Here is a 25627-nt window from a genome sequence, read left to right on the forward strand (position 1 = left end):
TTTTTAAGCCCCCACAAACTTCAGCACTAAACCGACACCACCGCCAAGGGCTAAGGCACTCAGCGCTGCTTCGAACATTCTCACGATCCCTGAAAGCAGGTCACCCATAAAAAGGTCACGCAAGGCGTTGGTTAAAGCCAGGCCCGGCACCAAGGTCATCAGGGCCCCGATCAAAATGTGGTCGATGATCATTTCATGGTCGAGATAATTCAGTCCGATTGCAAGAAGACCCATGACCATTGCAGCGACTAATTCCGACAAAAAGCGGATCTTGGTGTACTTTTTAAACTCGCAGTAAGCCCAGAAACCGACCGCACCAACCAAGGCTGCCCCCGGGAAATCGATCCAATCGTAGTCGTCCAAAAAGAGCACCATCAAGGTCGCACTAAGAACCGCAGCTCCTACGACCTGCATCCACATCGGAAAAGATGGCGCATTGGCGACCTGAATAATCTGCTGGCGCAATTCTTGCAGATTAATTTTCTTAGCTGCAAACTTACGCGACAAATTATTGACCCGGTCCACCAATTCCAAATTGATGTTCCGATCGCGAATCTGCTTCATCTGCGATAAATCGCCACCATCAAGACTCATGAACACACAGGTGGGCGTCGCAAAGACACGTGGATCTTCAATGCCCGCGTTTCTCGCAATTCGCAGCATCGTGTCTTCAACACGATACATTTCGCTTCCGCCTTCAATCATGAGTCGGCCAGCCGTTAGACAAATGTCTAACACTTCTTGGTAAAATTGAGTATCCTTTTTGTCGGACATAGTCTCAGCCTCAATTCATTGTTTCAATATCGATTGTTTTATCTACCCAATCACCACGGAAAAAGTCGCGCTCGTGGCTAACGATAATTACACCACCTGGGAAGTTCATGATTGCCTTGCGCAAGGCGTCTTTGGTGTCATTATCCAAGTGGTTAGTTGGTTCATCAAGGAAGAGCAAGTTGGCTGGTTCAAATTGCATCTTAGCCAATTTTACTTTTTCTTGTTCCCCACCAGAAAGTTCCTTTAACGGACTCATCGCTTGCTGCGCGGTTAGGCCCATACGAGCTAACGCTTGACGCAATTCCTTTGGCTTCTTGCGTTCGAATTCTTCTTGCAAGAATTGTAGTGGTGTCATGTTGTTGTTTGGCCAGGTCAAATCCTGCTTGAAGTAGGCCAATTTAGCCGTAACGGATAATTCGTATGACCCATAGATTGGCTTTAATTGACCCAAAAGCGTCTTAAGCAAGGTAGTTTTACCGATTCCGTTAAAACCGGTGATGGCTACTTTTTCATCCCCACCAACTGAGAAGTTGAAGGCTGATTTAACCAAAGCATGGTCGTAACCAATAACCAAATCTTGCGTTTGCAAAAGCAAATTAGAAGCCGTAGCCACATATGGAAATTCGAATTTAGCACGACGGTTGTTCTTAGGTGGCGTCAAAACGTCCATTCTAGCCAGTTGCTTTTCACGTGACTTGGCACTCTTAGCACGCGTACCTGCCTTATTTTTACGGATATAGGCCTCAGTCTTGGCAATCTTACGTTGCTGGTTGGCATAAGCCTTAAGGTAGGTTTCACGGTTAGCTGCCTTTTGACGCAAAGCCTGCTTCAAAGCACCTGTATAACGCGTAATCGTACCAAAGTCGATGTCGATAATACAGTTGGTGATGCGGCCTAAAAAGTCGTAATCGTGGCTGACAACGATGAAGGCACCTGAGAAGTTGTTCAAGTAGTCAACCAGCCAGTCGATGTGGGACACGTCAAGGTAGTTGGTTGGTTCGTCTAGAACCAAAACGTCTGGGCTTTGCAAAAGAAGCTTAGCCAAAATAATCTTAGAACGTTGACCACCAGATAATTTAGAAACATCGTGGTCATAACCGAGGTCGGCTAAACCTAAACCAGCGGCAACTTGTTCAATTTCGGTGTCGATGTTGTAGAAATTGTTTTCTTCAAGGTAGGTTTGAATCTTCCCTGCCTTTTCAAGCAAAGCATCATCGCCATTTTCGGCGTATTTGGTGTAGAGCTCGTTTAATTCCTTTTCTTTTTTGTATAAATCATCAAATGCGGTCCGCAAAAAACCGCGGATGGTGACACCCGGTGCCAGTTTAGCGTATTGATCCAAGTAACCGACATCAATCTTGTTTTGCCACTTAACTTGCCCCTCATCAGGGATGATCTCGCCAGTTAAAATCTTGATTAAAGTAGATTTACCTACCCCGTTTTGACCGGTAACCCCCATGTGGTCTTCTTTATTTAAAACAAAGTTGGCATCTTCGTATAAAGTTTTATCGATAAAACTTTGACTTAAGTCTTTAACAGTTAATAAACTCATTTTCCCTCTTATTCCTCAGCCGATTCGCGTTCTTTTTCATATTTTTGTAACGCATCAAGAACTCTTGGCCAGTATCTCTTAGGCAAGATCAATTGCAAGCGATCGTGATAGATTGGAAAGTCGCTTGCCTTCATACCCGTAATCTTGGCTACTTCTTGGTCGGTCAGCTTATATTTGTAAACTATTCGCTTAATTTCGACTGATGCATGTCCTCTAAAGTAAGACAGGCCGAAGAAAAAAATCGCAAAAATTCCAGCGACGATGATTGCCAGCTGTAAGTTTAATTTAAACGTATGCAAACAAATAAAAACGACGGCGATAAAAGAAATGAGTGCGGAAATTATCCCGTAGATAACTGGAAAGATACTTTCTTTTTTTTGCATAATTTTTCCCTTCTTTTATTGAGACACTATAACTTTATTGAACTTATCAAAAATTAGTAGGCTTTGCAACTAATGATAGATTAAGTATAATCTCTGTAACATTATTTTTGTAGAAAGATTGAACTATGACCCAAGAAAAAACACATTATTACTTTTCATTGATTCACTTTAATATTGACGACTTTAAAATTAGTCTTGCTATGCCGCAAGCTTGGCAGGCAGTCGATCTTTATCATGCTATCGCAGATGATCGGGCCAGCATCGGCAAGTGGCTGCCTTGGGCTTACCAGATGAAGTCTCCTTTAGATGAAGCTGCTTTTATTAAAAAGATCCAAGAAGACATGATCAATCAGCGCATGATCGTGCTCACAATTTTGGTTAACGGCCAACCTGCCGGCATGATCGATCTGCATAATTTAGTCAAAAATAAAAAAGGCGAGATTGGCTACTGGCTCTCCAGCAAGTTCCAAGGCAACGGTATCGTTACACGCAGCGTTACAGAACTATGCCAATACGCTTTTCACGAGTTAAATTTGCAGTATGTGGATTTGATTGCTGCCGTACAAAATGGCTCAAGCAGCCGCGTTGCTGAACACGCTGATTTCAAGTTGATGGGCGTTCGACCTAAGCTGATTCATGGCAGTGACGATGGTCAGATTTTTAGAAAAATAAATCCGACTAAAACCAGCCAGTCAGATCTTTAATTATAAAAAAGATAAGCGGAACAAGTAGCGATGGCAAAAAGTTCAACGTTTTGACGTCGCGGATTTTTAATAGGGCTAAGCCTGAGCAGGCGATTAAGAAACCACCGACGATCGAAATCTCGGCTACAAGTGGGCCGGTGAAGAAACTAGCCGATAGGAATTTGGCTACGAGATAAATGCTGCCCTGCCAGCAGAAAAGTACCGGTGCAACCAGCAGCATCCCCCAACCGAAGCTAGCACCGAAGACCATCGACGTTACGAAGTCCATCATAGCATTGGTGTAAAGCATGGTGTTATCACCTTTGACTGCCGCCATAACGGGTCCAACGATCGATAAAGCGCCGATACAGCACAGTAAAATCTCGGTAGCTAGACCTTTGCCTAGGTTAGACTTACCAACCCTGTCGACTAAACGATCAAAATGGCCAGCGATATCGAGTGCAGTACCAGCAATGCCACCTAGCGCTAGACTGACAATGAACAAAACGGGATAGTGGCTTTTTGGCATATTGTTGGTGACATTTTCCCAGCCGATACCGAGTGCAGCTAGACCCATTGCGATGAATAAAACGTCTTCGAAACCTTTGTTTAAGCCTTTCTTGAGCAGGCAGCCAATGGACGTGCCGACGAGTAATGCAATTGTGTTAATGATTGTTCCTATCATCTTTTTTCACTCCCTATTTTTATTTTAGCGCAAAAAACAGCATCCCTTGGGGATGCTGTTAATTTTTTACCAGTGAAATTTCCACGTACTGCTGCTTGAACTCGACGAACTTGATGACGATGAACTATTACTATTTTCACCATAGCCAGAGTTTGAATCAGTTACCGCTTTATTTTCATTTTGATCATAAATCCGGTAATTAGTAAACGCCGCCGGATCGTCCCATTTGATGTCGTTATTTTGTTCATTTAGTTCATTTTGACGTGTTTCTTCATTGTTCAACGTTTGAGTTTCCAAGCCTAGATTTCTTCTAAGCTTGTTAGAAGTCTTTTGCAATTCTTCAGTTGAAGCTACTTGAATTGCGGCACCATCGATCCAGGCATCGTGGCCTTGAATGTAGCCACTCTTCAGGTTATCCATGCAGCCGCGGTAGTTCAGCGCTAAGCTAAGCATATCGTTGAACGACAAGTTGGTTTTGACATATTTATTAAAGATATCCACCAACTTACGGTAGTTACTAATGGTGTTCACTGACATCGCCTTGTGGGCAATCGCTGTGATTACCTGCCGTTGACGAAGTTGTCTACCGTAGTCACCACGTGGGTCCTCTTTTCTCATTCGAACATAAGCTACGGCGTGTCGGCCGTTCAAGTGTTGCTTACCCTTATGGAAGTCGCACCAGTCGTATGAGAAGTCAAATGGCACGTTAACATCAACACCACCGACCGCATTAACTAAGCTGCGCAGCGCCTTCATGTTAACTTCAACATAATAATCAATTGGCACATTCAACATACTCTTAACGGTCTTGACGCTGGCCGCACTACCACCGATTTCATAGGCTGAATTCACCCTAAACATAAAGTACTTATTGCCTGGGTCTCCTTTAATATCGGTCAAGGTATCACGTGGGATTGAGGTCATTGTAGCTGTGTTCTTTTGCGGATTAGCCGTTGCCAAAATCAAAGTATCGGAATTTCCTCGGTCATGACGACCTTCGATCCCTTGGTCAACCCCTAAAACTAAAACTGAAATTGGTTGTTTATTTACAATCTTGGCTGAGTTAGCGATTGGGCCGCCACCCTTGCCATCAATTGCACTATGAATCGTAAAATACATATGCGCTGCCCAGGCTACACCCAAGCAGACTGCTACTAAAGCAACTAATCCTATGAATCGAGCAAACATATTACCCGGTTTATATGAAGAACTATCTGCTGCAATAGCATGGTTGCGGTGAAGGTTAAGCGCAGTAGATTTATTGCGATAACCTTCCCGGCGTTTGGAATTTGGATCCATTCTTGATATCGTTTCCCTTCAAAATTAATACAAGTTAATTTGTATCACTTTTAATCTCTAGATAAAATAAAAATATCGATAATTAATAATAACTTATTTTTTGTGTTCAGTTGTACAACAAGTTAATATGTAAACAAATTGAAACAACGGAGGAAGAATTTATGGCAATTCCAACAAGAAATGAAGTCCCTGAAAATTTGAAATGGGACTTAACCAGAATTTTTAAGACAGATGAAGACTGGGAAGCAGCTTTTGACAAAGCAAAAGACGATGTTGAAAAGCTGGGAGCATTGAAAGGTACTTTGACTAAGTCTGGTAAAGATTTGTACGAAGGCTTAACCAAGATCTTGGCAGTTAAACGCGATGTCGAAAACATCTACGTTTATGCCACTATGTCTAGTGACGTTGATACTTCTAACTCACACTATTTAGGCTACGTTAGCCGCGTGCAAACTTTGGCTAACCAATTCGAAGCTGTCACTAGTTTTATTAGCCCTGAGATCTTGAGCATCCCTAGCGACAAGTTAGCCCAATTTAAAAAGGACGAACCTCGCTTAAAGAACTACGAGCACTACCTTGAAACGATCACCAACAAGCGTCCTCACACTTTGCCAGCTGAAGAAGAAAAGATCATCGCTGACGCTAGTGACGCAATGGGTGTTTCAGAAAATACCTTTAACGTTTTAACCAACTCCGACATGGAATACGGCTACGTGCAAGACGAAGACGGCAACATGGAACAATTGTCTGACGGTTTATACTCACTTTTGATCCAATCACAAAACCGTGACGTCAGAAAAGGCGCCTTTGACACACTTTACGCCGCTTATGGCCAATTCCAAAACTCACTTGCTTCTACGCTTTCTGGCGTGGTAAAGAAGCACAACTATAACGCTAAGGTGCACAAGTATGACTCAGCTCGCGAAGCTGCATTGTCTGAAAACAACGTACCTACCAAGGTTTACGACACTTTAATTCAAGAAGTTGATTCTCACCTTGATTTACTCCACCGTTATGTTGCGCTACGTAAGAAGATTTTAAGACTCAAAGATTTACAAATGTGGGACATGTATGTGCCACTAACTGGTAAACCTGCTCTTTCCTATAACTTCGGAGAAGCAAAAGAAGTTGCTAAGAAGGCACTCGCTCCACTTGGTGAAGACTACTTGAAGCACGTCGATTACATTTTTAACAACCGCGTCATCGACGTTGTGGAATCAAAGAACAAGGTCACTGGTGCCTACTCTGGTGGTGCCTACGATACTGATCCATATGAACTTTTGAACTGGGAAGACAACGTTGATTCACTTTACACATTAGTGCACGAAACTGGTCACTCAGTTCACTCTTGGTACACTCGTAACACCCAACCTTACGTTTATGGTGACTACCCAATTTTCGTAGCTGAAATTGCTTCAACCACTAACGAAAACATTTTGACTGAATACTTCTTGGACCACATCACTGATCCTAAGACGCGTGCCTTTATCTTGAACTACTACCTTGATTCATTTAAGGGTACTTTGTTCCGTCAAACTCAATTTGCCGTATTTGAACAATTTATCCATGAAGCTGACGCTAAGGGTGAACCACTTACTGCCGACACTTTGGATGACGTTTATGGTCAACTTAACCAACACTACTACGGTGATAGCGTTGAACCAGGCGGCGACATTGCGCTTGAATGGTCACGTATTCCACACTTCTACTACAACTTCTACGTTTACCAATATGCGACTGGTTTTGCGGCTGCAACAGCTTTGGCTAACAAGGTGGTTCATGGTACTGACGCTGATAGAGAGGCATACCTTGGCTTCCTTAAGGCAGGTTCAAGTGATTATCCAACTGAAATCATGAAGCATGCTGGTGTTGATATGACTAAGCCTGACTACTTGGAAGATGCCTTCAAGACTTTTGAAAAGCGTTTGAACGAATTTGAAAGCTTGATTGAAAAGTAAATATTAATAGCAAAAAAGATGATATGTTTCACGTGAAACTATCATCTTTTTATTTATTCTTCTAATAACCAATCGATCAAATATTTTACAGCTATACCATCAACCGTTCCTTCATCAAACTGTGACAATGATAATACTGTCTTTTGATATCCATCAGGAATATAGCGTAAATTATCAGTTTCACGCGTACTCCCTTCTGGTAAATGTTCTGTTACCTGATAATACTTAATTTCATTACCTTTGCTGGCAACAAAATCGATCTTCTTACCAGAATAATCGCCTACGTCAACATTGTAGCCTCTGCGAAGAAGTTCAATAAAGACAATGTTCTCAATCTGATGACCTAAATTATCACGATAATTTGATCCTAATGTCTGATTTTTCAAAAGAATCTATTCAACGTGCAAAAGATGAAGTAAAGTTACAAAAATTAATATCAAATATACCCGTATAAAAATTAGATACACCTCAAAAAATAGAGAAATGGTTAAAAGAAGATTACTAAAAAGACTCTTTGAAAATGCCTACAGCATTAACAAAGAGCCTTTTATTTATTTTTTATTCAATTGACGATTAAACAGATAAGTACAAATCATCATAAAAATACTTACTGGAATATACACTGCTGAAACAAAGGCAATGTTTGAATTTCCCGTATTTGAGCTTGCCACCTGAGGAGAACAATCCTGCAAGAAGTGCACAATTATACCGAATATTATTCCATTTGAAAGAATACGCAAATAGCTGAGTATAAAGCCAAGTGCCATTGCAAAAATTATTTGTCCAATTGTGGAAACGAGTGGCTGATGGAATAAATTAATCAAATGAAACAATCCAAATAGCACTGAACAAATTGCAGCAGATAAGGCAATCAATGCAATAGATACAATTTTATGTCCTGGTAATTTGAAAACCATGCTATGGGTGAAGATATTCATTACTACCATTAATCCCAGAAGCACAAAGTAAACAGCCGTCAGAACTTTAACAGCCCTATGTGTTTTTACTCGTTTATCAAATACCTTAGTTGTGAGTCCAAAATGCAATGCAGCCATTGTAAAAACAATTAAGTAAATAGCTACAAATACATCCTTCAGTACCCTATTTCCAATAAGATATTTGGTCACAAATGGATAAGCTTGATAGCAGATTTGCAAAATAATTTCGAGCCAGATCATTTTAACTAAAACAGTTTTAGTCTGCTTTTGATCATTAAAATCAATTTGATCGGCCAAGGCTAAATAGTGGCGTTTTTCATATCTTCCCTCTTTTTGTTTTTCTTTCTCCAATTAAATCCAAATCATTGTATCAAAAAAGAATCTGCCATCATAGCAGATCCTTCATTTTTTATTTTTCTAACTTTAAATCATACCTGTCAGTAATCCCGTAATGTACAAGAACACACAGCAGACAACCAAGTACAGGCTACCCCATTTGACAGTTTCCTTCAGAATTCCACCTTCGTCACCTTCGCGGTGAATTGCACCGGTCGCTACCGCAATGTTCTGTGGTGAAAGCATCCCTGCTGTCGCACCAGTCATGTTCGAAGCAACAACCCAGTACTTATTTACGCCCAAGTCAGTCGCTGCCGATAGTTGCAAGTTACCAAACAATACGTTGGCAGAAGTTGCAGAACCAGTAAGGAATGTTCCAAGAGCACCAATAAGTGGCGCAAACAATGGGTAAACTGGGCCAAGCAAGCTAACCAAAGCTACAGCTAAAGCATCAGTCATACCAGCGTAAACCATCACCTTGGCAAGACCAACAATCGCACAAACCGTAACTGTGGTCATGCCTACGGCCTTGATTGATTTACCTAAGATTTGCATCATGCGTTTGAAGCTAACGCCTTGAATCGTGCCACCAATAAGAGTAGCAATCAAAATCAATGTACCTGGTGATGAAAGCCAGCTAATTGAAAGTGTGTTAGGGTTCTTACCAGTGTAAACAACCAAGTTTGTGGTTGCCTTGTTCAATAAGTTGTTAACTGGTGGAACAAGCGAAGATGCCAAAATTACGAAGATAAAGATCAAAATAAAAGTAGAGCATGCTTTAAGCAATGTCTTATTATCAGGTCTTTCAACCTCTGACTCTTTTTCATCCTTATGCCACTTAGTTAACCAAATAGTTACGGCAGTAGAGCAGATTGAACCGGCGATTGCAGGAAGTTCCGCACCAACGAATCTAGCCGCAATTACCTGGGGAATAGCCATGCCCAATCCTGACATCAAGGTAATAAAGCCAACGCCTTTAATTGCTTTTAAACCACCACCGGTTAAAATTACCAAGATAAATGGCACAAGTACTACTAAGATGCATAACTGCAGTGAAACAAGGAAAGATAATGACACTTGATTCAAGTTGGTTACTTCACCTAATGTCAAAATAGGCAAACCAATTGCACCGTAGGCAGTAGCTGTCGTGTTGGCAATTAAACTGATGACAGAAGCCTGAATTGGTTCTAAGCCGAACGAAATTAAAATCCCCGCAGAAATTGCAACAGCGGTACCAAAGCCAGCGATTGACTCCAAGAAACCACCAAAGCCCCAAGCAATGATCAAGACAATGATTCGCTTGTCAGTAGAAATAGCGGCTAACATGTCCTGGATGGTCTTCATCCCGCCTGATTCAGTCGTCACATTGTACGCAAATAACGCTGCCACGATTACGAACATGATCGGCCAGATACCCATGATGATTCCTTCTAGGGCTGCCGTCAGCGTATTCGGTACAGACAACTTAAAGCTAAAGATTGCCAATAAAACCGTTAAAACAAGTCCAATTATACAAGCACGAGCCGCAGACATACGCATTACGCCCAGCGAAATGATCAGCCAGATAATTGGTATCAATGCTATTGCAAATTTAATCCACATCGTATATCTCCATCAAAAAATTCTCTAATAATATATTTAATCATTTTTGAACAAAAAATAAAAATTTGAAACTCATTTTGACGAATTATTGCAATTTATAAAAGTTTTGCTTGCAAGTTTAGCTCACAAAATATATAACATTTAATGGAAAGTAAAATTTCTCACATCATTTTTGAAACTGCTCCTCGGAATAGAGCAGTTTTTTTAATGCGTTTTCATAGACTTTCTGTATGCATCTTTCTATAATACAGATTATTGATAGAAAAAATTGCTTTTTCTTGACCTATGTCAATTCTTTTAGTTTAAATTGCTCTTATACTATAGGCAATAAGTCAAATACAGGAGGCACAACATGAAAAAATTAGACGCAACTAAACTTACTGACGAACAAATCGAATTCTTCAAGACCCACTTAGCTTACCTTTCAACCGTTGACAAGAACGGTGAACCACAAGTTGGTCCTAAGCAATCAATGAAGGTGCTTGATAACGGTCACTTACAATACCTTGAAAAGACCAAGGCACATGCATACGAAGACTTGAAGAACGGTTCTAAGGCTGCTGTTGTGGTTGCTGACGTTCCATCACACACCAACGTTCGTATCAAGGGTACTGCTCACATTCACGAAGATGACGATTACCAAAAGAGGATCGCAACTGAAGGCGGCGCACCTGCTGCTTACGTTGTAGATATTGATATCGAAGAAATCTACGAATAATTTTCCCAATCTAAATTAAAATAACCAGGCTGGAGATTCAGTCTGGTTATTTTTTGTATTTTCTATTTTTTAATTATTGCCTTCAAAAATATTAGCAAATGCGGTTCTAACTTCTTGGTTGGCTGTTCCCTTGACCATGCAGTCAGAACCATTAGTGGTTTGATCAACTAAAGCAACTGGTTGGCCATCATGAACGCTGAACAAATAAGTAATATGTTATTCAGGATTGCCAACATTGCAGTTGAAGATCGAAACGACGTGGTAATCATAGTCCTTCTTCAAAGATGGATCCCAGCCGATGTTGATTGTCTCTGTCTTCTTGCTATTATCGGAATACATCTTAAAAGTCCGGTTATTAAAGTCGTCCGGATATTTTTCACCAGCTAAAGTTTCAATTGATTCTTGGCCGTTATATTCCTTGTATTTTTGCTTCATTTTGGTACCAAATCGGTTCATGAAGCTTGCAAGTTGGGCTTCTTGATCACTGCTCCAACCTGATTGCGCAAATTTACTGCTTTGATCATCACTGCTGCTTTCTTCGCTACTTGATGATTGTGATAAAGATGAAGAACTAGTGCTTGAACCTTTATGCTTATTTTTACTTGTGGCAACTTCAGAAGCAGAGTTCGATGATTTTCCACTTTGAACAGTGAGATATACCACGACTCCTGCTGCAATCACTAAAACGCAAGCAACTATGATTAGACAGATTTTTCTTACTTTATTCATTTTACTTGTTGGTTTCCTCTTCTGCTTGTTTATTCAATTTTTTAGAAATTTGTTTCATTTGTGCCTTGTTGTATTCCAAGCCTTGCAAAATTTGGTCAACGTCATTCTTGTAAGGTGCATACTTTTTAATCAATTCGGCCTTAGACTTATATTTCTTAGGACCATCTAACCCTAAGTTGGCACCACCTGGTTGAACCCCAATTTTATCCGTATTGTTGATGTAGTAGCTCGTGTAAGCAGAAGTACTGAAGCTTCCCGCGATACTTGCTACAATTATCGCAATCCACTTTTTCATTCAAGATCTCCCCCTTATCAAACAGTTTCGATTTTAGCACCAAAAAACGCATCAAGGAAAATCGTTCCTTAATGCGTTTTGATAATTTTGATTCTATTTTTTAACGGTGCTTAATGACGTGAACCATGTAAGCAACCAAGTAAATCACAACTTCAATCGTAGCAATGAAGAAGGTAACTGGCCAATTAGTAATAAAGCCCAAGTAAAGTCCGGCCCATACACCGATTAATGCAAAGCCGATTGACCAGCCGATCATTGCGGGGATCGTTTTACCGATATAACGCGCCGTCGATGATGGCAGTGTTAACAAAATGAATACTAGCAATGAACCAACGATCTGCGCACCAATTGCAACAGACATAGCCATTGCAACCAAGAAGACGATGCCAACAAAACCGGTATGAATACCGTGCGCAGCAGCGCCGATATGGTCAAAGGAATCGAAGTTCAAACTCCGTTGCAACAAAAGGATCATCAACAAAACGATGACGGACAAGATAACCAATTGGGTTACACCTTGTCGATCTACACCGATGATACTACCGAACAAGATGTTCGTAGCGTAACGGCTATTGGAACCAGAAATCGCCAGGAATAAAACGCCTAGTCCAATAAATAGTGCTGAAATCGCACTAATTGATGATTCCTTTTGATCGCTGTGCATGGACAATTCGCCAACACTGATCGCACCAAGCAAGGTGAACAAAAGCATCCCCCATAACGGCGCAATACCGATAAACACCGCAAAGGCAGCACCGGCAAAACCGATTTCTGACAAGGTGTGAGCTAAGAACGCATAACTACGCGCTACAACGTACACGCCAACCACACCACAGGTGATCGCAATAAAAGTACTTGCTAAGAAGGCATAACGCATGAATTCATATTGAAGCATCATTCAAAATCCTCCTTAAAGTCTTTCATCTTTCCTTGTCTGATCGTCCCCTTGTTTAAGTACAGATAATCGCTCATGTACTTTTTAGCCAGCGGTATATCGTGCGTTACAAATAGCACAGTAATCTTGTGTTCCTGATTCAAGTGTTTGATCAGGCCCATTAATTCTTCCTTAGCAGCCGGATCCAGGCTCGCTGTCGCTTCATCCAGGATAATCATGTTAGGACGGTCGAGTAGCGCTTGCGCCAAGTAGGCACGTTGTTTTTGCCCACCTGAAGCTTCACCCATGCGCGTATTTTGAATTTTGTCCAAATGCGTCTCAGTAATTTGACGATCGATTTGCTCTTTTACTTTTTTAGTCTTAAAAAGTGGAGCGTTCAATTCGATAAAGGCACGAATTGAAAGAGGATATTCTGAGTCAATATTTCTAAATTGTGGAACATAGCCAAGCTTGACGTCTGATGAGAATTTATAGCTACCGCCTGTTGGTGTAAGCATCCCCATCAAAATCTTAATCAAAGTAGTTTTTCCTGTTCCGTTTGGACCAAGCAGAGCAGTCATTGAACCATCTTCAAGCTTGAAATTCAAATCTTGAAAGACGGTCTTTGTATCAAATCTCATTGAAAGGTCATTCACATCTAAGATCAATTTAGCATCCCCTTTACTCGCTAAATTAGCTCATTTATTGCTTACTAATATTAGCTAAATTCTGATAATTTTCTTTCATCCAATCCAAGTAAGTTGTGTTGTTCGGAATTGTTTCGCGCACGCTGAGCACTGGCACATTGTTCTTTTTGGCCAATTTAACAAAAGTCTTCACAGTTGAACTGCTTGCTTGCGTGTTATTAACGAAGAAAGCGATCTTCTTATCTTCAATTTCTTTAGTCATTTTGTTGATAGTCTTAGGACTGGGATCAGTACCATTTTGCACGGCTTTTTCAAAGTCCTTGTCACCGATCTTGTAGCCGGCTTCTTGCAAAGCATAGTCAAAGACAGGCTCACTAACGTAAACTGGCTTGCCGTCCTTTTTGTCTGATTTAGCAAGCTGCTTAATTTGCGCAATCTTTGCTAGGTATTTTTTACCATTAGCCTTAAAGTAAGCCGCATGACTTGGTTGCAACTTGGACAAGCGCTTAACTAAATAGTTCACGTACTTAGTTGGCATATCTAAATTGTACCAAATATGGGGGTTGTCACCCTTCTTAAGGTGCATCAAATCTTCACCCACTAAAACTGGCTTTTTGTTAACTGAACTAGCTAATTTATTCATCCAGTCATCGTAGCCTAGGCCGTTTGCCACAATAATGTTGGCCTTGGATAATTCCTTGGCATCAGCCGTAGTTGGTTCGAAATCATGCGGATCAGTTGCGCTGTTCTTGATCACAGCTTGCACGTTTCCGTACTTGCCTGCCACATTTTTGGCAATATCGGCATAAACGTTAGTAGACGCAACGATCGATACCTTATCACTACTTGTAGACTTTTGGCTACTTGAGCATGCAGAAAGCAGTAGCATCACTACACTCAGTAAGCCCAAAATAAAAATATGTTTTGTAATTCTAGATTTTTGCATAAAACCTCCATAACAAAAAAGCATTTAAATCAGAATTTCAGCAAGTTTTCTGATTTAAAGTAAGCATAAGCTAGATTTTATGGTGTGTCAATATATTTACAGATAGACAAATAGCACCAAGGTTCATTAACCCTGATGCTATCGCTTTTATTTAAGTCTTTAAAAAATTTGCTGAAATAATTTAAATGCCTTTTCTAGAATTACATCATTATATAAACATATTTTTATATGCTTGTCAAACTAAAACTCACCATTAGCGTGTTGTCTCAAAACATCCAGAATCTTAATGATGTGGTTGTCAAACAATTGATAGTACTTCTCTTGCTTGACACGCTTGCTTTTTACCAATCTTGCTTCTTCTAAAATTCTTAGATGCCGTGAAATTGCCGGCTGGCTGACGTCGAATTGTTTGACTAAGTTATTCACGCTGCTTTCCTTGTGGTCATTCAAATAATAAAGAATTTGAATACGAATTGGATGATTCAGCGCTCTAGTAATTCGAATAATCTGATCGTTCAATTTCTTTTCCACCTATCGTTAGTCTTAATCTATTATAATCTTTATTTTACCGATTATCTGCCCTTTTCAACCGATAACCTTGGAAAACAAGTAATCTATCGTCAATTACCGTATACTTCTTAGTGAAAGGAAGCGATAAAGATGAAATTCAAACTACTAATCAATCCCAAAAAAGATGAATTTGTCCAAGCACAAGTTCATCAAGAAAATGACTTTACCAAAGAACTTAAAGACTTCGTCTTAACCAACGGCAATTCCAATCAATTACTCGTTTACGACGATAAGGACGCAATTACTTTATCGCTTGACGACATAGCCCTGATCACGATTATCGACGATAAAACTTACGCTATTTGCAATAATCAGAAGCAATACCGTATCAAAAAGAGAATTTATCAATTAGTTAATGAATTACCAAAACATTTTTGGCGGATTAATAAGTCAAGCATCGCCAATCGCTATCAAATTAGCCGTTTTGCGGAAACACAAATGGCTGGCATAAACATTATCATGAAAAATGGTCTAACCGACTATGTCTCACGCAGATGCTTCGCCAAAATCAGAAAGGAGCTTGATGATCTATGAAAAAGTTTGTTAAAGACTTCGCCCTCCGTGGTATGATCGCCGCTGGCTTTGGCCCATTAATTTTGGTTTCAATTTATCTGGGCTTGCAGCTTTCAGGCATAATTATTAGCATTCCCACATCGCAAGTAAATCTCAACATCATTTCAAGTTTGATCCTAGCTTTTATTGCCGGGGGAATAAGTGCTATTTTCAACGTAGAAAAAATTTCATTAGGCGTCGCCACATTAATTGATGCAATCGTCATCTACTTGGACTACCTAATCATTTACCTAATTAACAATTGGATAAAAGCGCAGTTCATTCCTCTACTCATTTTTACATTCGTTTATATAATTGGTTATTTAATTATTTGGGCAATTATCTACCACAAAGTTAAATCACAAGTATCTAGTATTAATCAGAAATTATAAAGAAAGGACGCTCTCGCACGAGGGTGTCCTTTTAGATTTGACAACAAAAAACGCTACCCACTCGGGTAGCGCAAAACATAACAGAGTATCCTGATTTAAGTAGAGATCATCAAGATGCTTTTATTATAATACGTTTTTTACACCTTTTGTTAAAAAAATATATATAATAACTTAGATTATTTAACTATTTATTTTATATATTTTTTCTAATAATATTATTCGTTAGGATCTTCTTTAATGTTCTTCTTCCAGAAACTCATGATTAAACCTGCTACGATTGAACCAATGATAGTTGCTAAGAAGTATAACAAGATATGGCTTGGACCACCGATGTTACCAGCAAGTGGTGATACCCACAGACCACCGTGAGGAGCTGGGACACCAACGTGCCACAAACCAACTAAGGCACCACCAACGGCTGAACCGATGATACATGATGGAATTACACGACCTGGGTCAGCTGCGGCAAATGGAATAGCACCTTCAGTAATGAATGAGAATCCTAATACCCAGTTAGATACACCTGCACGACGTTCTTCTTGAGTGTACTTGTTCTTGAAGAATGTAGTACCAATAGCAGTAGCAAATGGAGGAACCATACCACCAACCATTACGGCAGCCATTAAGATAGCAGCAGTAGTTGAGTGTGGGTCGTTAGCAAACGCACCTGATGCAAAGACATATGCAGCCTTATTGAAAGGACCACCCATATCGATTGACATCATACCTGCCAAGATAGTAGTAAGAAGTACTAAGTTACCAGTACCCATGCTGTTCAAGAAGTGGGTAATTGCAAAGTTGATCCCACTGAAGATTGGGTTAATGATGTAGAACATAATTGCTGCAATGAAGAGCAATCCCAAAATTGGGTAGAACAACATTGGCTTCATACCTTCAACTGAGTGAGGTAAGTTAGCAAATAACTTCTTCAAGCCAACCATTAAGTAACCAGCGATGAAACCAGCGGCAATACCACCTAAGAATCCAGCTGGTGAAGTTGCGTGAGCTTGAACGTTAACTTGGAATTGACCGTTAGCAATAGAAGCCATGTAACCACCAACGAAACCTGGCATCAATGCTGGCAAGTCACCGATTGATTCAGCGATGTAAGCTGAAAGAACTGGAACCATGAAGGCGAAGGCTAAGTTACCTGCGTTGTTCAAGAAGATAAATGCAGGAGTCTTTGCACCACCACCGTAGTTTTCTACGATGAAGGAGATAGCCATTAAGATACCACCACCGATAACGAATGGAAGCATGTGGCTAATACCGTTCATTAAGTTCTTGTAAATACCTGCCCATACGCCTGGCTTTTCAGTGCTTGATGATGATTCTTCTGACTTGTCAGATGCACTTGCGTGGTAAACATCTGCCTTGCCATCCATAATGTCATCGATCAATTCGCCTGGCTTGTTGATACCATCAACAACTGGACGGTTGACTAAAGGCTTGCCGTCAAAACGTGGCATGTCAACTTTCTTATCAGAAGCAATGATGACACCTTTAGCACGCTTGATTTCATCAGGAGTTAACTTGTCCTTAACACCTTCTGAACCGTTAGTTTCAATTCTAACTTCGATACCGCGCTTCTTACCTTCCTTAATCAAGGCTTCTTGAGCCATGTAAGTGTGGGCAATACCGTTAATACATGCAGTAACACCAACGATTAATGGCTTGTTGTCGTCATCGTCGTTCTTACCTTCTGCCTTAGCAGCTTCCTTAGCCTTCTTAGCTTCAGCTGCCTTCTTGTCTTCTTCGTCCTTCTTAGCTTCAGCCTTTTCGAAAAGATCGATAACTTCTTCAGGAGTCTTAGTAGCCTTAAGTTTTTCAACTAAGTCTGGATCAATTAACAAACCTGAAAGTTTTGCTAAAGCTTGAAGGTGAGTGTTATCAGCACCAGCTGGTGCAGTGATCATGAAGAATAAGTGAACTGGTTGACCATCAAGTGAGTTGTAGTCAATACCTTCCTTACTCTTGGCAAATAATACACGAGCCTTGTTGATTGACTTGTTACGTGCGTGTGGCATCGCAATTCCGCCGCCGATACCAGTAGTTGATTCATTTTCACGGTCCCAGATGGACTTGATAAATGCATCTTCGTCATTAACGATATCGGTTGCAACTTCAAGGTCTGCCATTTCTTTAATGGCATCTTCTTTGTTGGTAGCCTTAAGCTCCATAATCATGGATTCAGGGCTTAAAATGTCCTTAATTCTCATATTTCATTCCTCTCATTTAAAAATTAAGAAATTTGTTCAACCTTAATTTGTGGCAATACTGCATCGATTTGGCTCTTAACTGCGATGTCCTTAGTAAAGGCAGTAGCAGCACCACAAGCCATACCAATTCTGAAGCCTTCCTTAGGATCGCCAGTCTTGTAGTAAGTACCAACGAAACCAGCAATCATTGAGTCGCCGGCACCAACTGAGTTAACAGCAGTACCAACAGCACCCTTGGCGTGGTATACGTGGTCTTGAGTCAAGAGAAAGCCACCTTCGCCGGCCATTGAAACCATTACGTTTTGAGCACCCTTGTCAAGCAACTTTTGTGCGTATTCAAGCATTACATCGCTTGAATCAAAAGTTACGCCGAACAAGTCAGCTAATTCGTGGTGGTTTGGTTTAATTACTAATGGCTTGTATTCCAAGGTATCAAGAAGAGCTTGACCAGTAGTATCAACTACGAAGTCAGCACCAGCTTCCTTAATAGTTGGAAGAAGTGATTGGTAGAAATCAGTTGGAAGACTTGGAGTAAGTGAACCACTCATTACTACGATGTCACCCTTCTTCAAGTCGTTCAAACGATCCTTGAAAGCAGTGATTTCTTGGTCAGTAATGTTTGGACCAGCTGCGTTAATTTCAGTTTCCTTTTCTGCGTGGATCTTAACATTCACACGAGTGTTGTCTGAAATAGTAACGAAGTCACTTTCGATTCTCTTTTGGTTCAATTGACGAACCAATTCCTTACCGGTGAAGCCACCAACAAAGCCCCATGCAGTGTTGTCAACGTTCAATTGGTTAAGGATTTGAGAAACGTTAATTCCTTTACCCCCTGCTAAAAATGAATCATTGTTAGTTCTGTTAACTTCCCCGCGGTTGACTTTTTCTAATTGAAGAACATAGTCAAGAGCTGGGTTAACAGTTACTGTGTAAATCATCTTATTTTGCCTCCTCTAGGTTTATATCGGCAGGTAATGCCTTTTTTTGACTTGGTTTAAGCTTATTTGTTACCACAACAACGTCTTTAGTATTAGCGAATACGGCAAAGTTCCGTTCGCCAATCTTAGTGTTATCGGCTAAAACATAAGCATGTCTAGCTTGCTTAATCTCGGCTGTCTTGACTGCGGCTTCTTCGGGATCTGGCGTGGTTAAATTGCCGTTGGCTTCGATTCCGTTAGCTCCGACAAAACTAGCTGAGAAATTCATCGCCTTAATTTGACTCAAAGCAGTTTGACCAATCACGGCATGCGTGTCGTCTTTGACCTCGCCGCCGATTAGGAAAGTCTTGATTCCATGATTTAAACTGCATAACGCCGTTTCAACTCCGTTGGTGATGATCTTTACGTTAGGAATATCAGCTAGAAATGGAACCATCTCATAGGTTGTTGTTCCTGCATCGATAAAGACGTTATCACCTTGGTGAACGAAGTGTTCTGCTGCGTATTTAGCAATAGAAATCTTCACTTCATGATTCAAACTAAAGCGGACGTTCTGGGAAACATCACGCGAGAAATTCTTTACTGATTGGGCACCGCCATGAACTCGCTTGAGGATGCCATTCTTCTCCATTTGAATCAGATCACGACGGATAGTTGATTCAGATGTATCAGTTAAATCGCATAACTCGCTAACGCGGCACAATTCGTGCTGATTAACGTAATCTTCAATTAAGCTTTGGCGTTCTTGTGTCAGCATTATTTCTCACCTCGATAAATATTGTATTCGCTTTCTCCTCCAAAATCAATCATTTTTCTTCAAAAAGCGTCAATTTTATTTATTATCGTTCAATAAAATCCATTTATATGCAAAAAAGATGTTGTTTTTTGATTGAAACGACATCTTTTCTTCGTCATTTGGAATTATTCTTAGTCATTTTGGGTGTTTTGACTAAGAACGTATTTAGTATTTTTCCCTTTTCCAACTGATTGGATCTTTTTTTCATCTCTTAATTGCTTTAAATTACGTTGAATCGTTGTCTGACTATACTGTGGAATCAATTCCACAAGTTCAGCACGAGAAAGCGGACGAAGTTGTTGTTGTAAAGTCTTTAGAATCAATTTATCTGCTTTCAGCTCTTTGTGATTATGAACCAAGCCAATTCTTTCAATTAAATCACGATATGCTTTTACTACTACACCCAAATAATAATTAACAAACGGTGCATAGTCATTTTGATTTTCATTCCAACCAACAGAGCTTGCATCTAAGACATCATAATAGCTCTCTTTACTATCTTCGATGATTCTTTCTAAACTGATATACTTACCCACTAGCGATACATCGTTAATAGCATAAGTAAACGTGACATTCTACCGTTTCCGTCACGGAATGGGTGAATTGAAACGAAATCAAAAACGAATGCCGCCGATAAAACTAATGGTGAAATTTCTTCACGCTCAAAGGCTTCATTATATTGTTTGCAAAGTCCGTCAATTAATTCTGGCACTAAAAAAGCACCTGGTGGATTAAATCTAACCTCTTCATGTCCGTCTGCATATTTAGCAATAATTTTATTATTGATATCTTTAAAATGCCCGCCCCAGGAATCGCCGGCATACTTGAACAACATATTGTGCATGCTTAAGATAGTATTCTTAGTAATTGACATGTAACGATAATTTTCGTGAATTAAACTTAGCACATCGCGGTAACCTGCAATTTTACGTTCATCACGATCACGTGGCTCTACCTTGTCAGATATAATCTTATTCAACCGTGAATCTGAGGTATAAATACCTTCAATTCGGTTAGAAGCATCTGTACTTTTAATTTTAGCTACATTGGCTAGTTTTTCTAATTCTTTACGATAATATTTTTCAAAGTTACTAGTTTCACCATATAGCTGATAAATAGTAGTTAATTTATTAATCAAGGTATGACTCGGTTGGAAATTATTCAAAAATTCACCTTCATTCTTTATCATTTTAAGTATTTTGACTAAGAAAACGACTACGATTCTTAATGAAAAACATCGAATCAACTTTGAAATTGATTCGATGCTTTTTTAACCTTTAAATAAAAATACTGCATAGATCCAAAATATTCAGCAACAATTGACGCCAATATGCTTACGAAAAATGAGAATATACCTTAGTAGATTTCCTGGTAAATCCTAGTTGATAACCATCTGATGTTTTGTGTCGCATTACCTGGGGAATAGTAGATAACCAAGTTAGCGCAATTACTATGGCGATTATCATAATTATATTGTTCATTTTACTTTTCTCATCTTAAAATATCTGATACCCGTGTAACTTACCCAGATCAACAAGATAGTAATAACAGAAAAAATCACAGCACATTGTCTTTTAGCTTTTTCCAACATGATCTATCCCTCGACTTTCCTATCTAATGGTGATTAATCCGCAAAATATTCCTTCAATAAACCAATTTAGAGTTTCATTTGAAAAAATTGCTTTTACCACATCAACTGAACCCCAATTAGATAATAAGGAAATCGCAGCCCCAGTCACGGCAAATAATAAACCTGTGCCAACAACTTGAGGAGCTAACTTCAATACTTTCTTTTGCCATGGAATCTTTGTATCTACTGTCTTATTAACGGCTAAACTAGCAGAAACTACAGCACCTAATATCAGACCCATCGGAATTCCAACTGCAATGGAAATAATAATCTGATAAATCTCAAGTGAACCTGAATGGTTAAGATACATTAAAGCCAGTAAAATAAGCGGTCCAACTAACACGCCTAGTCCCATGCCCTTAATAATTCTTTTGTTTTCACGGGCAAATTTTTCGTTATTCATTTTGGTTACCTCAAGGAATTTGTTTTTCATTTCTAATTAAACAAATCCGAAAACTTAGTCGGAATATTGTTGTTCTTGGCGAAGTATTTCTTGAATGCATCCCCAAGCTTAATTGATCTCTATCCCTATTCTCTAGCCAATCATGCACAGCAAAGAATGCTGTAACGGCACAATTAACGGCTAAAACGATCAATAAGCCAAGTACAATATAAATTAAGTACAGCATTGACCTTTCCTCCAATTTAGTGATTATTTCCCTGGAAATAATCTTTCATCTTTCTAAATCAATCATATCCCTATCATTTATTTAAAAGGCAAAACTGTCCAATTCTGTCATTTATCGGACCGATTTGGCATTTTATTCTTCATCTTTTTTATAAACTAATAAATCCCCTGGCTGGCAATCCAAGACTTCACAGATCTTGCTCAATGTGTCAAAACGAACGCCGTGCGCCTTCCTTGTCTTTAGAATTGACAGGTTAGCCGGCGTTATGCCAACTTTCTCTGCCAGCTCTTTTGAAGACATCTTTCGCTTCAAGAGCATAAAATTTAGAGTTACCTCAATCATCCATACCAACCTTTCTAAATAATCGAATCTGCATCCTCTTGAACTTTCATTCCGTATTTGAATACCAAGTAGACTACGTATAGTACTGCTAGGAAAAGTAATCCAGTTGTCACACTACTTGGGTAAAGTACATTATTCGAGTATTTAATGAACCAAGCGCGATGTGTCATAAGCATAATAAAATCTACTATTAAAAAATGGTATATCCAGCAACTGAAATTAGTAATTTCTTGAGTAAATTCGAATTACTAATAGCAAAGTAAACTTCTTGTTTGATATTCTTAACAATTAATCTAGCATATCGACAGATCAAAAAAGCCGTAATGCTCATCATAATCATTAAGAGTAACATAACTATTAATACTCCAACATAGCTATCAACTGATATATCGTAATACAGTAAAAAAGACCGTGCATCCCTGCACGGTCTTCTCATCTTATCTCAACTATTTTATAACGTATTTGCCGTTCTTGTACTTAAATACAACCTTCTTGTTAGGCAATTGAACCGTAATTCTGCGATATACAGGACCAAAGCCGTGCTTTTCAAGCTTAACTTTCACACTACCGTCCTTATTTACCTTAACTTCGTACAAGTTGTATTCGCCCTTTTGGTACTTGAAGTCAGTTCCGTTATCTTGATAGTGAACGTACTTACCCCTTTTACCAAATAATCTAAAGGTCATGCTTTCGTCTGGTTCATCAGAGATGTGACTAACTTCCTTACCCCATGGCAAGATAGTGTTCTTCTTGATAAACAGTGGCAACTTATCAATTGGTGCATCAACCAAAATCGTGGTCTTTCCAGCATGTTCAACGCCGTTCCAGAAGTCAATCCATTTTCCTTTTGGCAAATATACGGCGCGCTTAGTTTGACCTTCTTGAACAACTGGGGCTGCCAAAATGTCCTCGCCCACCATATATTCATCATTCAAGTTATACACCTGTGTATCATTTTCATAATTCAAGACAAGTGGACGCATGATTGGCAAACCTGTCTTAGTTTCACGATAGAATTCATCGTAAAGATATGGAATGAAGCGGTAACGAAGCTTCAAGTATTTACGGTAAATTGACAAAGTTGGTTCGCCAAATACCCATGGCTCTTGTGAGCGGGTACCTAGAGCCGCATGGTTTCTGTACAATGGGCTAAATAATGCACCTTCAATCCAACGGGTAAGCAATTCTGGAGTTGTATCTGCGCCAAAACCACCGATGTCAGTTCCGGCAAAGCTAAAGCCACTCATCCCCAAGTTACATAATTGCGGAATCATCATTTGGACATGTGTCCATAAACTTTGGTTGTCACCAGTCCAAACTGTGGAAAACTTTTGTGTTCCTGCATATGCTGCACGCGTAATGACAAATGGACGCTTGCCCGAATATTTCTTCAAACCTTCATAAGTTGCCTTAGCCATGTTGTGGCCATAAACGTTATGCATCTTCTTATGAGTTGAAGCTTCTTCCTCGTTATGGAAGACGATATTGTCTGGAATTTCACCCTTGAAAGATGCAGGTTCGTTCATGTCATCCCAGATACCTGAAACGCCGAGGTCGACTAGGTACTTGCAGTTTCTAGCCCACCACTTACGTACTTCTTTACGGCCAAAGTCTGGGAAGACAGAATCGCCAGGCCAAACTTGGTTTACATAGACAGTGCCATCTGGAGCCTTTACAAAGTAGCCCTTTTCAATTCCTTCTTGGTAGATCTTGTAATCATGATCATCTTTCTTCACGCCGGGATCGATAATTGTGATAATTCTGAAGCCAAGCTTGCGCATCTTTTTAACAAAATCAGCCGGCTTTTCATAAGTATCTTTTCTCCAAGTGAAGACGCGGTAGCCATTCATGTAGTCGATATCCAGGTGCAAAACGTCGCATGGCAAGTCATACTTACGCAAGTTTTCCGCAATCTTCTCAACTTGCTTTTGGCTGACACTATAGCCCCAACGTGATTGTTGGTAGCCTAAAGTCCACTTTTGAGGCATTGGCACACGGCCCGTCAAATAAGTGTAGTTGGTAATAACTTCCTTGAGTGAATCACCACCAATGATGTAGTAGTCGATGTTGCCGTCAACTGCAGAGTAGTAGTAATAGTCATTGCTTTCCTTACCTAAATCGATGTGGTTGCGGTAAGTATTGTCAAAGAAAATTCCGTATGGGTGCTTATTTTTCAGACCAAGCAAGATCGGAATTGACTTGTACAAACGCGTAAAGCTTTCGACTTGTGGGTCTGGATTATCGGTGTTCCAGTTGTCATAAGCATAGTGACGCTTGTTAATAAAGCCCGTCTTGTCGCCCAAGCCGTAGAATTGTTCATCGTCTGCAAGTGACTTAACAATTTCGTAGTAATCCTTGTCGTGTGCACCAAGCAAATTCTTAACGTCATGGCCTTCGGATTCCGCCAATTTCAGATGTTCCTCGTCCATTTGACGATCGATTGGCGTACGCTTCTTACGATAATCGAGAATTAATGGATTGCCCTTTTCATCGTAGACATCGATCTTCTCGTCATCGTAGATCTTAACGGTAAGTTTAGCCGTTGATAATTCGACGTGGCCATCTTTTTCCTTAACTTTAAAGTCAGTCTTGATTGATTTATCGCCATCAATAGCATAAGAGTTGCTGGCGTTGCCGCGATCTTGAAAGACACGCACGATTTCTGGCGTGATCACCGTCAAAATCAACGGCTTGTTGTCATAATTTACAGTAAGTTTTTGCCCGTCTTGAATAAAATTGATAAGTTTGTTAACCATAATTTACCTCTATTTAAATCAAAGCTATGTATTCGCTTTCAATTTTAACACAATAAGTTTATACAACTGTCTTTCAAGCAACGAAAAAAGCTAGCAAATTTGCTAGCTGATAAGTCTAATTGAATATGTCTGACATTTTTGTCGGAATATTATTATTTTTGGCAAAATACTTTGTCAACTACCCTAGACTGAAGTCTAGGGCTTAGTGGCTCGTTAGCTTGCGCTAACCAGAACACCAACTTGCTTAGATACGGACTTGACTTACCAGCAATAGTCTTTTGACTATTGCCGATAGAGGTCGTCTAATTACCAAAGCCTTTTAAGTCCGCGAGTTGCTAACGGACTGCAGCCTTTCTAGGCTGCTTTTTTTATTTTAGGATTCTG

Annotated in this window: 24 protein-coding genes and 3 pseudogenes; 5 read left to right on the forward strand and 22 right to left on the reverse strand. The window is 39.9% G+C overall.

Annotation, left to right across the window (positions count from 1 at the left end):
• Window positions 1-3 precede the first annotated feature (3 nt).
• From BN1206_RS08225 to BN1206_RS08235, 3 genes are read right to left on the reverse strand one after another with little or no spacing between them, the layout of a single operon-like run.
• A complete protein-coding gene (locus BN1206_RS08225; RefSeq protein ID WP_013438637.1) occupies window positions 4-774 on the reverse strand; it encodes a threonine/serine exporter family protein in 771 nt (256 codons plus the stop codon).
• Window positions 775-784: 10 nt separating this feature from the next.
• Window positions 785-2326 carry an ABC-F family ATP-binding cassette domain-containing protein gene (locus BN1206_RS08230; RefSeq protein ID WP_052543237.1) on the reverse strand — a complete coding sequence of 514 codons (1542 nt, stop codon included), beginning with the start codon at window positions 2324-2326 and terminating at the stop codon, window positions 785-787.
• A gap of 8 nt (window positions 2327-2334) precedes the next feature.
• Complete coding sequence (locus BN1206_RS08235; protein WP_013438639.1) at window positions 2335-2709, reverse strand: 6TM ABC transporter family protein; 375 nt, start codon at window positions 2707-2709, stop codon at window positions 2335-2337.
• A 125-nt stretch (window positions 2710-2834) separates the two neighbouring features.
• On the opposite strand from BN1206_RS08235, the gene BN1206_RS08240 reads away from it, so the two are divergent.
• A complete protein-coding gene (locus BN1206_RS08240) occupies window positions 2835-3413 on the forward strand; it encodes a GNAT family N-acetyltransferase (protein WP_052543238.1) in 579 nt (192 codons plus the stop codon).
• Here BN1206_RS08240 and BN1206_RS08245 read toward each other — a convergent pair.
• The gene (locus tag BN1206_RS08245; protein WP_052543239.1) at window positions 3388-4077 is read right to left on the reverse strand and encodes a DUF554 domain-containing protein; all 690 of its coding nucleotides are present in this window, start codon (window positions 4075-4077) and stop codon (window positions 3388-3390) included. The genes BN1206_RS08240 and BN1206_RS08245 overlap by 26 nt on opposite strands.
• A 66-nt stretch (window positions 4078-4143) precedes the next feature.
• Window positions 4144-5376 (reverse strand): LCP family protein, encoded by a 1233-nt coding sequence (locus BN1206_RS08250; RefSeq protein WP_013438642.1) that lies wholly within the window; start codon window positions 5374-5376, stop codon window positions 4144-4146.
• A gap of 161 nt (window positions 5377-5537) precedes the next feature.
• Here BN1206_RS08250 and pepF point away from each other — a divergent pair, with 161 nt between their 5' ends.
• A complete protein-coding gene (gene pepF, locus BN1206_RS08255) occupies window positions 5538-7334 on the forward strand; it encodes an oligoendopeptidase F (RefSeq protein ID WP_052543240.1) in 1797 nt (598 codons plus the stop codon).
• Between the two features lie 53 nt (window positions 7335-7387).
• Here the strand turns inward: pepF and BN1206_RS08260 are convergent, their stop codons facing one another.
• The 3 genes from BN1206_RS08260 to BN1206_RS08270 all read right to left on the reverse strand — a co-directional run bounded on the left by BN1206_RS08260 (window position 7388) and on the right by BN1206_RS08270 (window position 10210).
• Complete coding sequence (locus BN1206_RS08260) at window positions 7388-7720, reverse strand: ATP-binding protein (RefSeq protein WP_013438644.1); 333 nt, start codon at window positions 7718-7720, stop codon at window positions 7388-7390.
• Between the two features lie 165 nt (window positions 7721-7885).
• The gene (locus BN1206_RS08265; RefSeq protein ID WP_052543241.1) at window positions 7886-8623 is read right to left on the reverse strand and encodes a CPBP family intramembrane glutamic endopeptidase; all 738 of its coding nucleotides are present in this window, start codon (window positions 8621-8623) and stop codon (window positions 7886-7888) included.
• Between the two features lie 72 nt (window positions 8624-8695).
• Complete coding sequence (locus BN1206_RS08270) at window positions 8696-10210, reverse strand: L-lactate permease (RefSeq protein ID WP_052543242.1); 1515 nt, start codon at window positions 10208-10210, stop codon at window positions 8696-8698.
• A 352-nt stretch (window positions 10211-10562) separates the two neighbouring features.
• On the opposite strand from BN1206_RS08270, the gene BN1206_RS08275 reads away from it, so the two are divergent.
• Complete coding sequence (locus tag BN1206_RS08275) at window positions 10563-10928, forward strand: pyridoxamine 5'-phosphate oxidase family protein (protein WP_013438647.1); 366 nt, start codon at window positions 10563-10565, stop codon at window positions 10926-10928.
• Window positions 10929-10997: 69 nt separating this feature from the next.
• Here the strand turns inward: BN1206_RS08275 and BN1206_RS10255 are convergent.
• The 6 genes and pseudogenes from BN1206_RS10255 to BN1206_RS08305 form a co-directional block, all read right to left on the reverse strand.
• Window positions 10998-11657 (reverse strand): annotated as a pseudogene (locus BN1206_RS10255) (DUF4767 domain-containing protein).
• A 1-nt stretch (window position 11658) separates the two neighbouring features.
• Window positions 11659-11952 (reverse strand): hypothetical protein, encoded by a 294-nt coding sequence (locus tag BN1206_RS08285; protein WP_013642475.1) that lies wholly within the window; start codon window positions 11950-11952, stop codon window positions 11659-11661.
• Window positions 11953-12052: 100 nt separating this feature from the next.
• Window positions 12053-12847: a metal ABC transporter permease gene (locus tag BN1206_RS08290; protein ID WP_013438651.1), complete on the reverse strand. Its 795-nt coding sequence runs from the start codon at window positions 12845-12847 to the stop codon at window positions 12053-12055.
• Window positions 12847-13494, reverse strand: a complete 648-nt coding sequence (locus BN1206_RS08295) for a metal ABC transporter ATP-binding protein (RefSeq protein ID WP_014566187.1) — start codon at window positions 13492-13494, stop codon at window positions 12847-12849. Before BN1206_RS08295 ends, BN1206_RS08290 begins: the two co-directional genes overlap by 1 nt.
• Before the next feature lie 34 nt (window positions 13495-13528).
• On the reverse strand, window positions 13529-14419 hold the full coding sequence (locus BN1206_RS08300; RefSeq protein WP_052543243.1) for a metal ABC transporter solute-binding protein, Zn/Mn family: 891 nt from the start codon (window positions 14417-14419) through the stop codon (window positions 13529-13531).
• A gap of 240 nt (window positions 14420-14659) precedes the next feature.
• Window positions 14660-14938: an ArsR/SmtB family transcription factor gene (locus BN1206_RS08305; protein WP_013438654.1), complete on the reverse strand. Its 279-nt coding sequence runs from the start codon at window positions 14936-14938 to the stop codon at window positions 14660-14662.
• A 141-nt stretch (window positions 14939-15079) separates the two neighbouring features.
• Between BN1206_RS08305 and BN1206_RS08310 the strand changes: the two genes are divergently transcribed.
• Together BN1206_RS08310 and BN1206_RS08315 are read left to right on the forward strand one after the other, a co-directional pair.
• Complete coding sequence (locus BN1206_RS08310) at window positions 15080-15523, forward strand: LytTR family DNA-binding domain-containing protein (RefSeq protein WP_052543244.1); 444 nt, start codon at window positions 15080-15082, stop codon at window positions 15521-15523.
• Entirely contained in the window at window positions 15520-15933 is a 414-nt protein-coding gene (locus BN1206_RS08315; protein WP_052543245.1) for a DUF3021 domain-containing protein, read from the forward strand. The genes BN1206_RS08310 and BN1206_RS08315 overlap by 4 nt, the downstream gene beginning before the upstream one ends.
• Before the next feature lie 215 nt (window positions 15934-16148).
• Here BN1206_RS08315 and BN1206_RS08320 read toward each other — a convergent pair whose 3' ends face one another.
• The 8 genes and pseudogenes from BN1206_RS08320 to BN1206_RS08355 form a co-directional block, all read right to left on the reverse strand.
• Entirely contained in the window at window positions 16149-18152 is a 2004-nt protein-coding gene (locus BN1206_RS08320) for a PTS fructose transporter subunit IIABC (RefSeq protein WP_052543246.1), read from the reverse strand.
• 23 nt (window positions 18153-18175) lie between these two features.
• Window positions 18176-19090 (reverse strand): 1-phosphofructokinase, encoded by a 915-nt coding sequence (gene pfkB / locus BN1206_RS08325; protein ID WP_013438658.1) that lies wholly within the window; start codon window positions 19088-19090, stop codon window positions 18176-18178.
• 1 nt (window position 19091) lies between these two features.
• Window positions 19092-19847, reverse strand: a complete 756-nt coding sequence (locus BN1206_RS08330) for a DeoR/GlpR family DNA-binding transcription regulator (RefSeq protein WP_014566192.1) — start codon at window positions 19845-19847, stop codon at window positions 19092-19094.
• Window positions 19848-20017: 170 nt separating this feature from the next.
• Window positions 20018-21075, reverse strand: a pseudogene (locus tag BN1206_RS08335) (Fic family protein).
• A 421-nt stretch (window positions 21076-21496) separates the two neighbouring features.
• Window positions 21497-21919 carry a hypothetical protein gene (locus BN1206_RS08340; RefSeq protein WP_052543247.1) on the reverse strand — a complete coding sequence of 141 codons (423 nt, stop codon included), beginning with the start codon at window positions 21917-21919 and terminating at the stop codon, window positions 21497-21499.
• A 32-nt stretch (window positions 21920-21951) separates the two neighbouring features.
• Window positions 21952-22145 (reverse strand): annotated as a pseudogene (locus BN1206_RS10195) (hypothetical protein).
• Window positions 22146-22277: 132 nt separating this feature from the next.
• Window positions 22278-22487 carry a helix-turn-helix domain-containing protein gene (locus tag BN1206_RS08350; RefSeq protein WP_014566195.1) on the reverse strand — a complete coding sequence of 70 codons (210 nt, stop codon included), beginning with the start codon at window positions 22485-22487 and terminating at the stop codon, window positions 22278-22280.
• A 446-nt stretch (window positions 22488-22933) separates the two neighbouring features.
• Window positions 22934-25243 carry a glycoside hydrolase family 31 protein gene (locus tag BN1206_RS08355; RefSeq protein ID WP_052543249.1) on the reverse strand — a complete coding sequence of 770 codons (2310 nt, stop codon included), beginning with the start codon at window positions 25241-25243 and terminating at the stop codon, window positions 22934-22936.
• Window positions 25244-25627: the final 384 nt, after the last annotated feature.

The organism is Lactobacillus sp. OTU4228 (assembly GCF_001006945.1).
GTDB lineage: Bacteria > Bacillota > Bacilli > Lactobacillales > Lactobacillaceae > Lactobacillus > Lactobacillus amylovorus.

Coding starts and splice junctions, on each gene's coding strand:
- BN1206_RS08225 (WP_013438637.1), bottom strand. CDS start 774: ATGTCCGACAAAAAGGATACTCAATTTTACCAAGAAGTGTTAGACATT.
- BN1206_RS08230 (WP_052543237.1), bottom strand. CDS start 2,326: ATGAGTTTATTAACTGTTAAAGACTTAAGTCAAAGTTTTATCGATAAA.
- BN1206_RS08235 (WP_013438639.1), bottom strand. CDS start 2,709: ATGCAAAAAAAAGAAAGTATCTTTCCAGTTATCTACGGGATAATTTCC.
- BN1206_RS08240 (WP_052543238.1), top strand. CDS start 2,835: ATGACCCAAGAAAAAACACATTATTACTTTTCATTGATTCACTTTAAT.
- BN1206_RS08245 (WP_052543239.1), bottom strand. CDS start 4,077: ATGATAGGAACAATCATTAACACAATTGCATTACTCGTCGGCACGTCC.
- BN1206_RS08250 (WP_013438642.1), bottom strand. CDS start 5,376: ATGGATCCAAATTCCAAACGCCGGGAAGGTTATCGCAATAAATCTACT.
- pepF (WP_052543240.1), top strand. CDS start 5,538: ATGGCAATTCCAACAAGAAATGAAGTCCCTGAAAATTTGAAATGGGAC.
- BN1206_RS08270 (WP_052543242.1), bottom strand. CDS start 10,210: ATGTGGATTAAATTTGCAATAGCATTGATACCAATTATCTGGCTGATC.
- BN1206_RS08275 (WP_013438647.1), top strand. CDS start 10,563: ATGAAAAAATTAGACGCAACTAAACTTACTGACGAACAAATCGAATTC.
- BN1206_RS08285 (WP_013642475.1), bottom strand. CDS start 11,952: ATGAAAAAGTGGATTGCGATAATTGTAGCAAGTATCGCGGGAAGCTTC.
- BN1206_RS08290 (WP_013438651.1), bottom strand. CDS start 12,847: ATGCTTCAATATGAATTCATGCGTTATGCCTTCTTAGCAAGTACTTTT.
- BN1206_RS08300 (WP_052543243.1), bottom strand. CDS start 14,419: ATGCAAAAATCTAGAATTACAAAACATATTTTTATTTTGGGCTTACTG.
- BN1206_RS08310 (WP_052543244.1), top strand. CDS start 15,080: ATGAAATTCAAACTACTAATCAATCCCAAAAAAGATGAATTTGTCCAA.
- BN1206_RS08315 (WP_052543245.1), top strand. CDS start 15,520: ATGAAAAAGTTTGTTAAAGACTTCGCCCTCCGTGGTATGATCGCCGCT.
- BN1206_RS08320 (WP_052543246.1), bottom strand. CDS start 18,152: ATGAGAATTAAGGACATTTTAAGCCCTGAATCCATGATTATGGAGCTT.
- pfkB (WP_013438658.1), bottom strand. CDS start 19,090: ATGATTTACACAGTAACTGTTAACCCAGCTCTTGACTATGTTCTTCAA.
- BN1206_RS08330 (WP_014566192.1), bottom strand. CDS start 19,847: ATGCTGACACAAGAACGCCAAAGCTTAATTGAAGATTACGTTAATCAG.
- BN1206_RS08340 (WP_052543247.1), bottom strand. CDS start 21,919: ATGAATAACGAAAAATTTGCCCGTGAAAACAAAAGAATTATTAAGGGC.
- BN1206_RS08350 (WP_014566195.1), bottom strand. CDS start 22,487: ATGATTGAGGTAACTCTAAATTTTATGCTCTTGAAGCGAAAGATGTCT.
- BN1206_RS08355 (WP_052543249.1), bottom strand. CDS start 25,243: ATGGTTAACAAACTTATCAATTTTATTCAAGACGGGCAAAAACTTACT.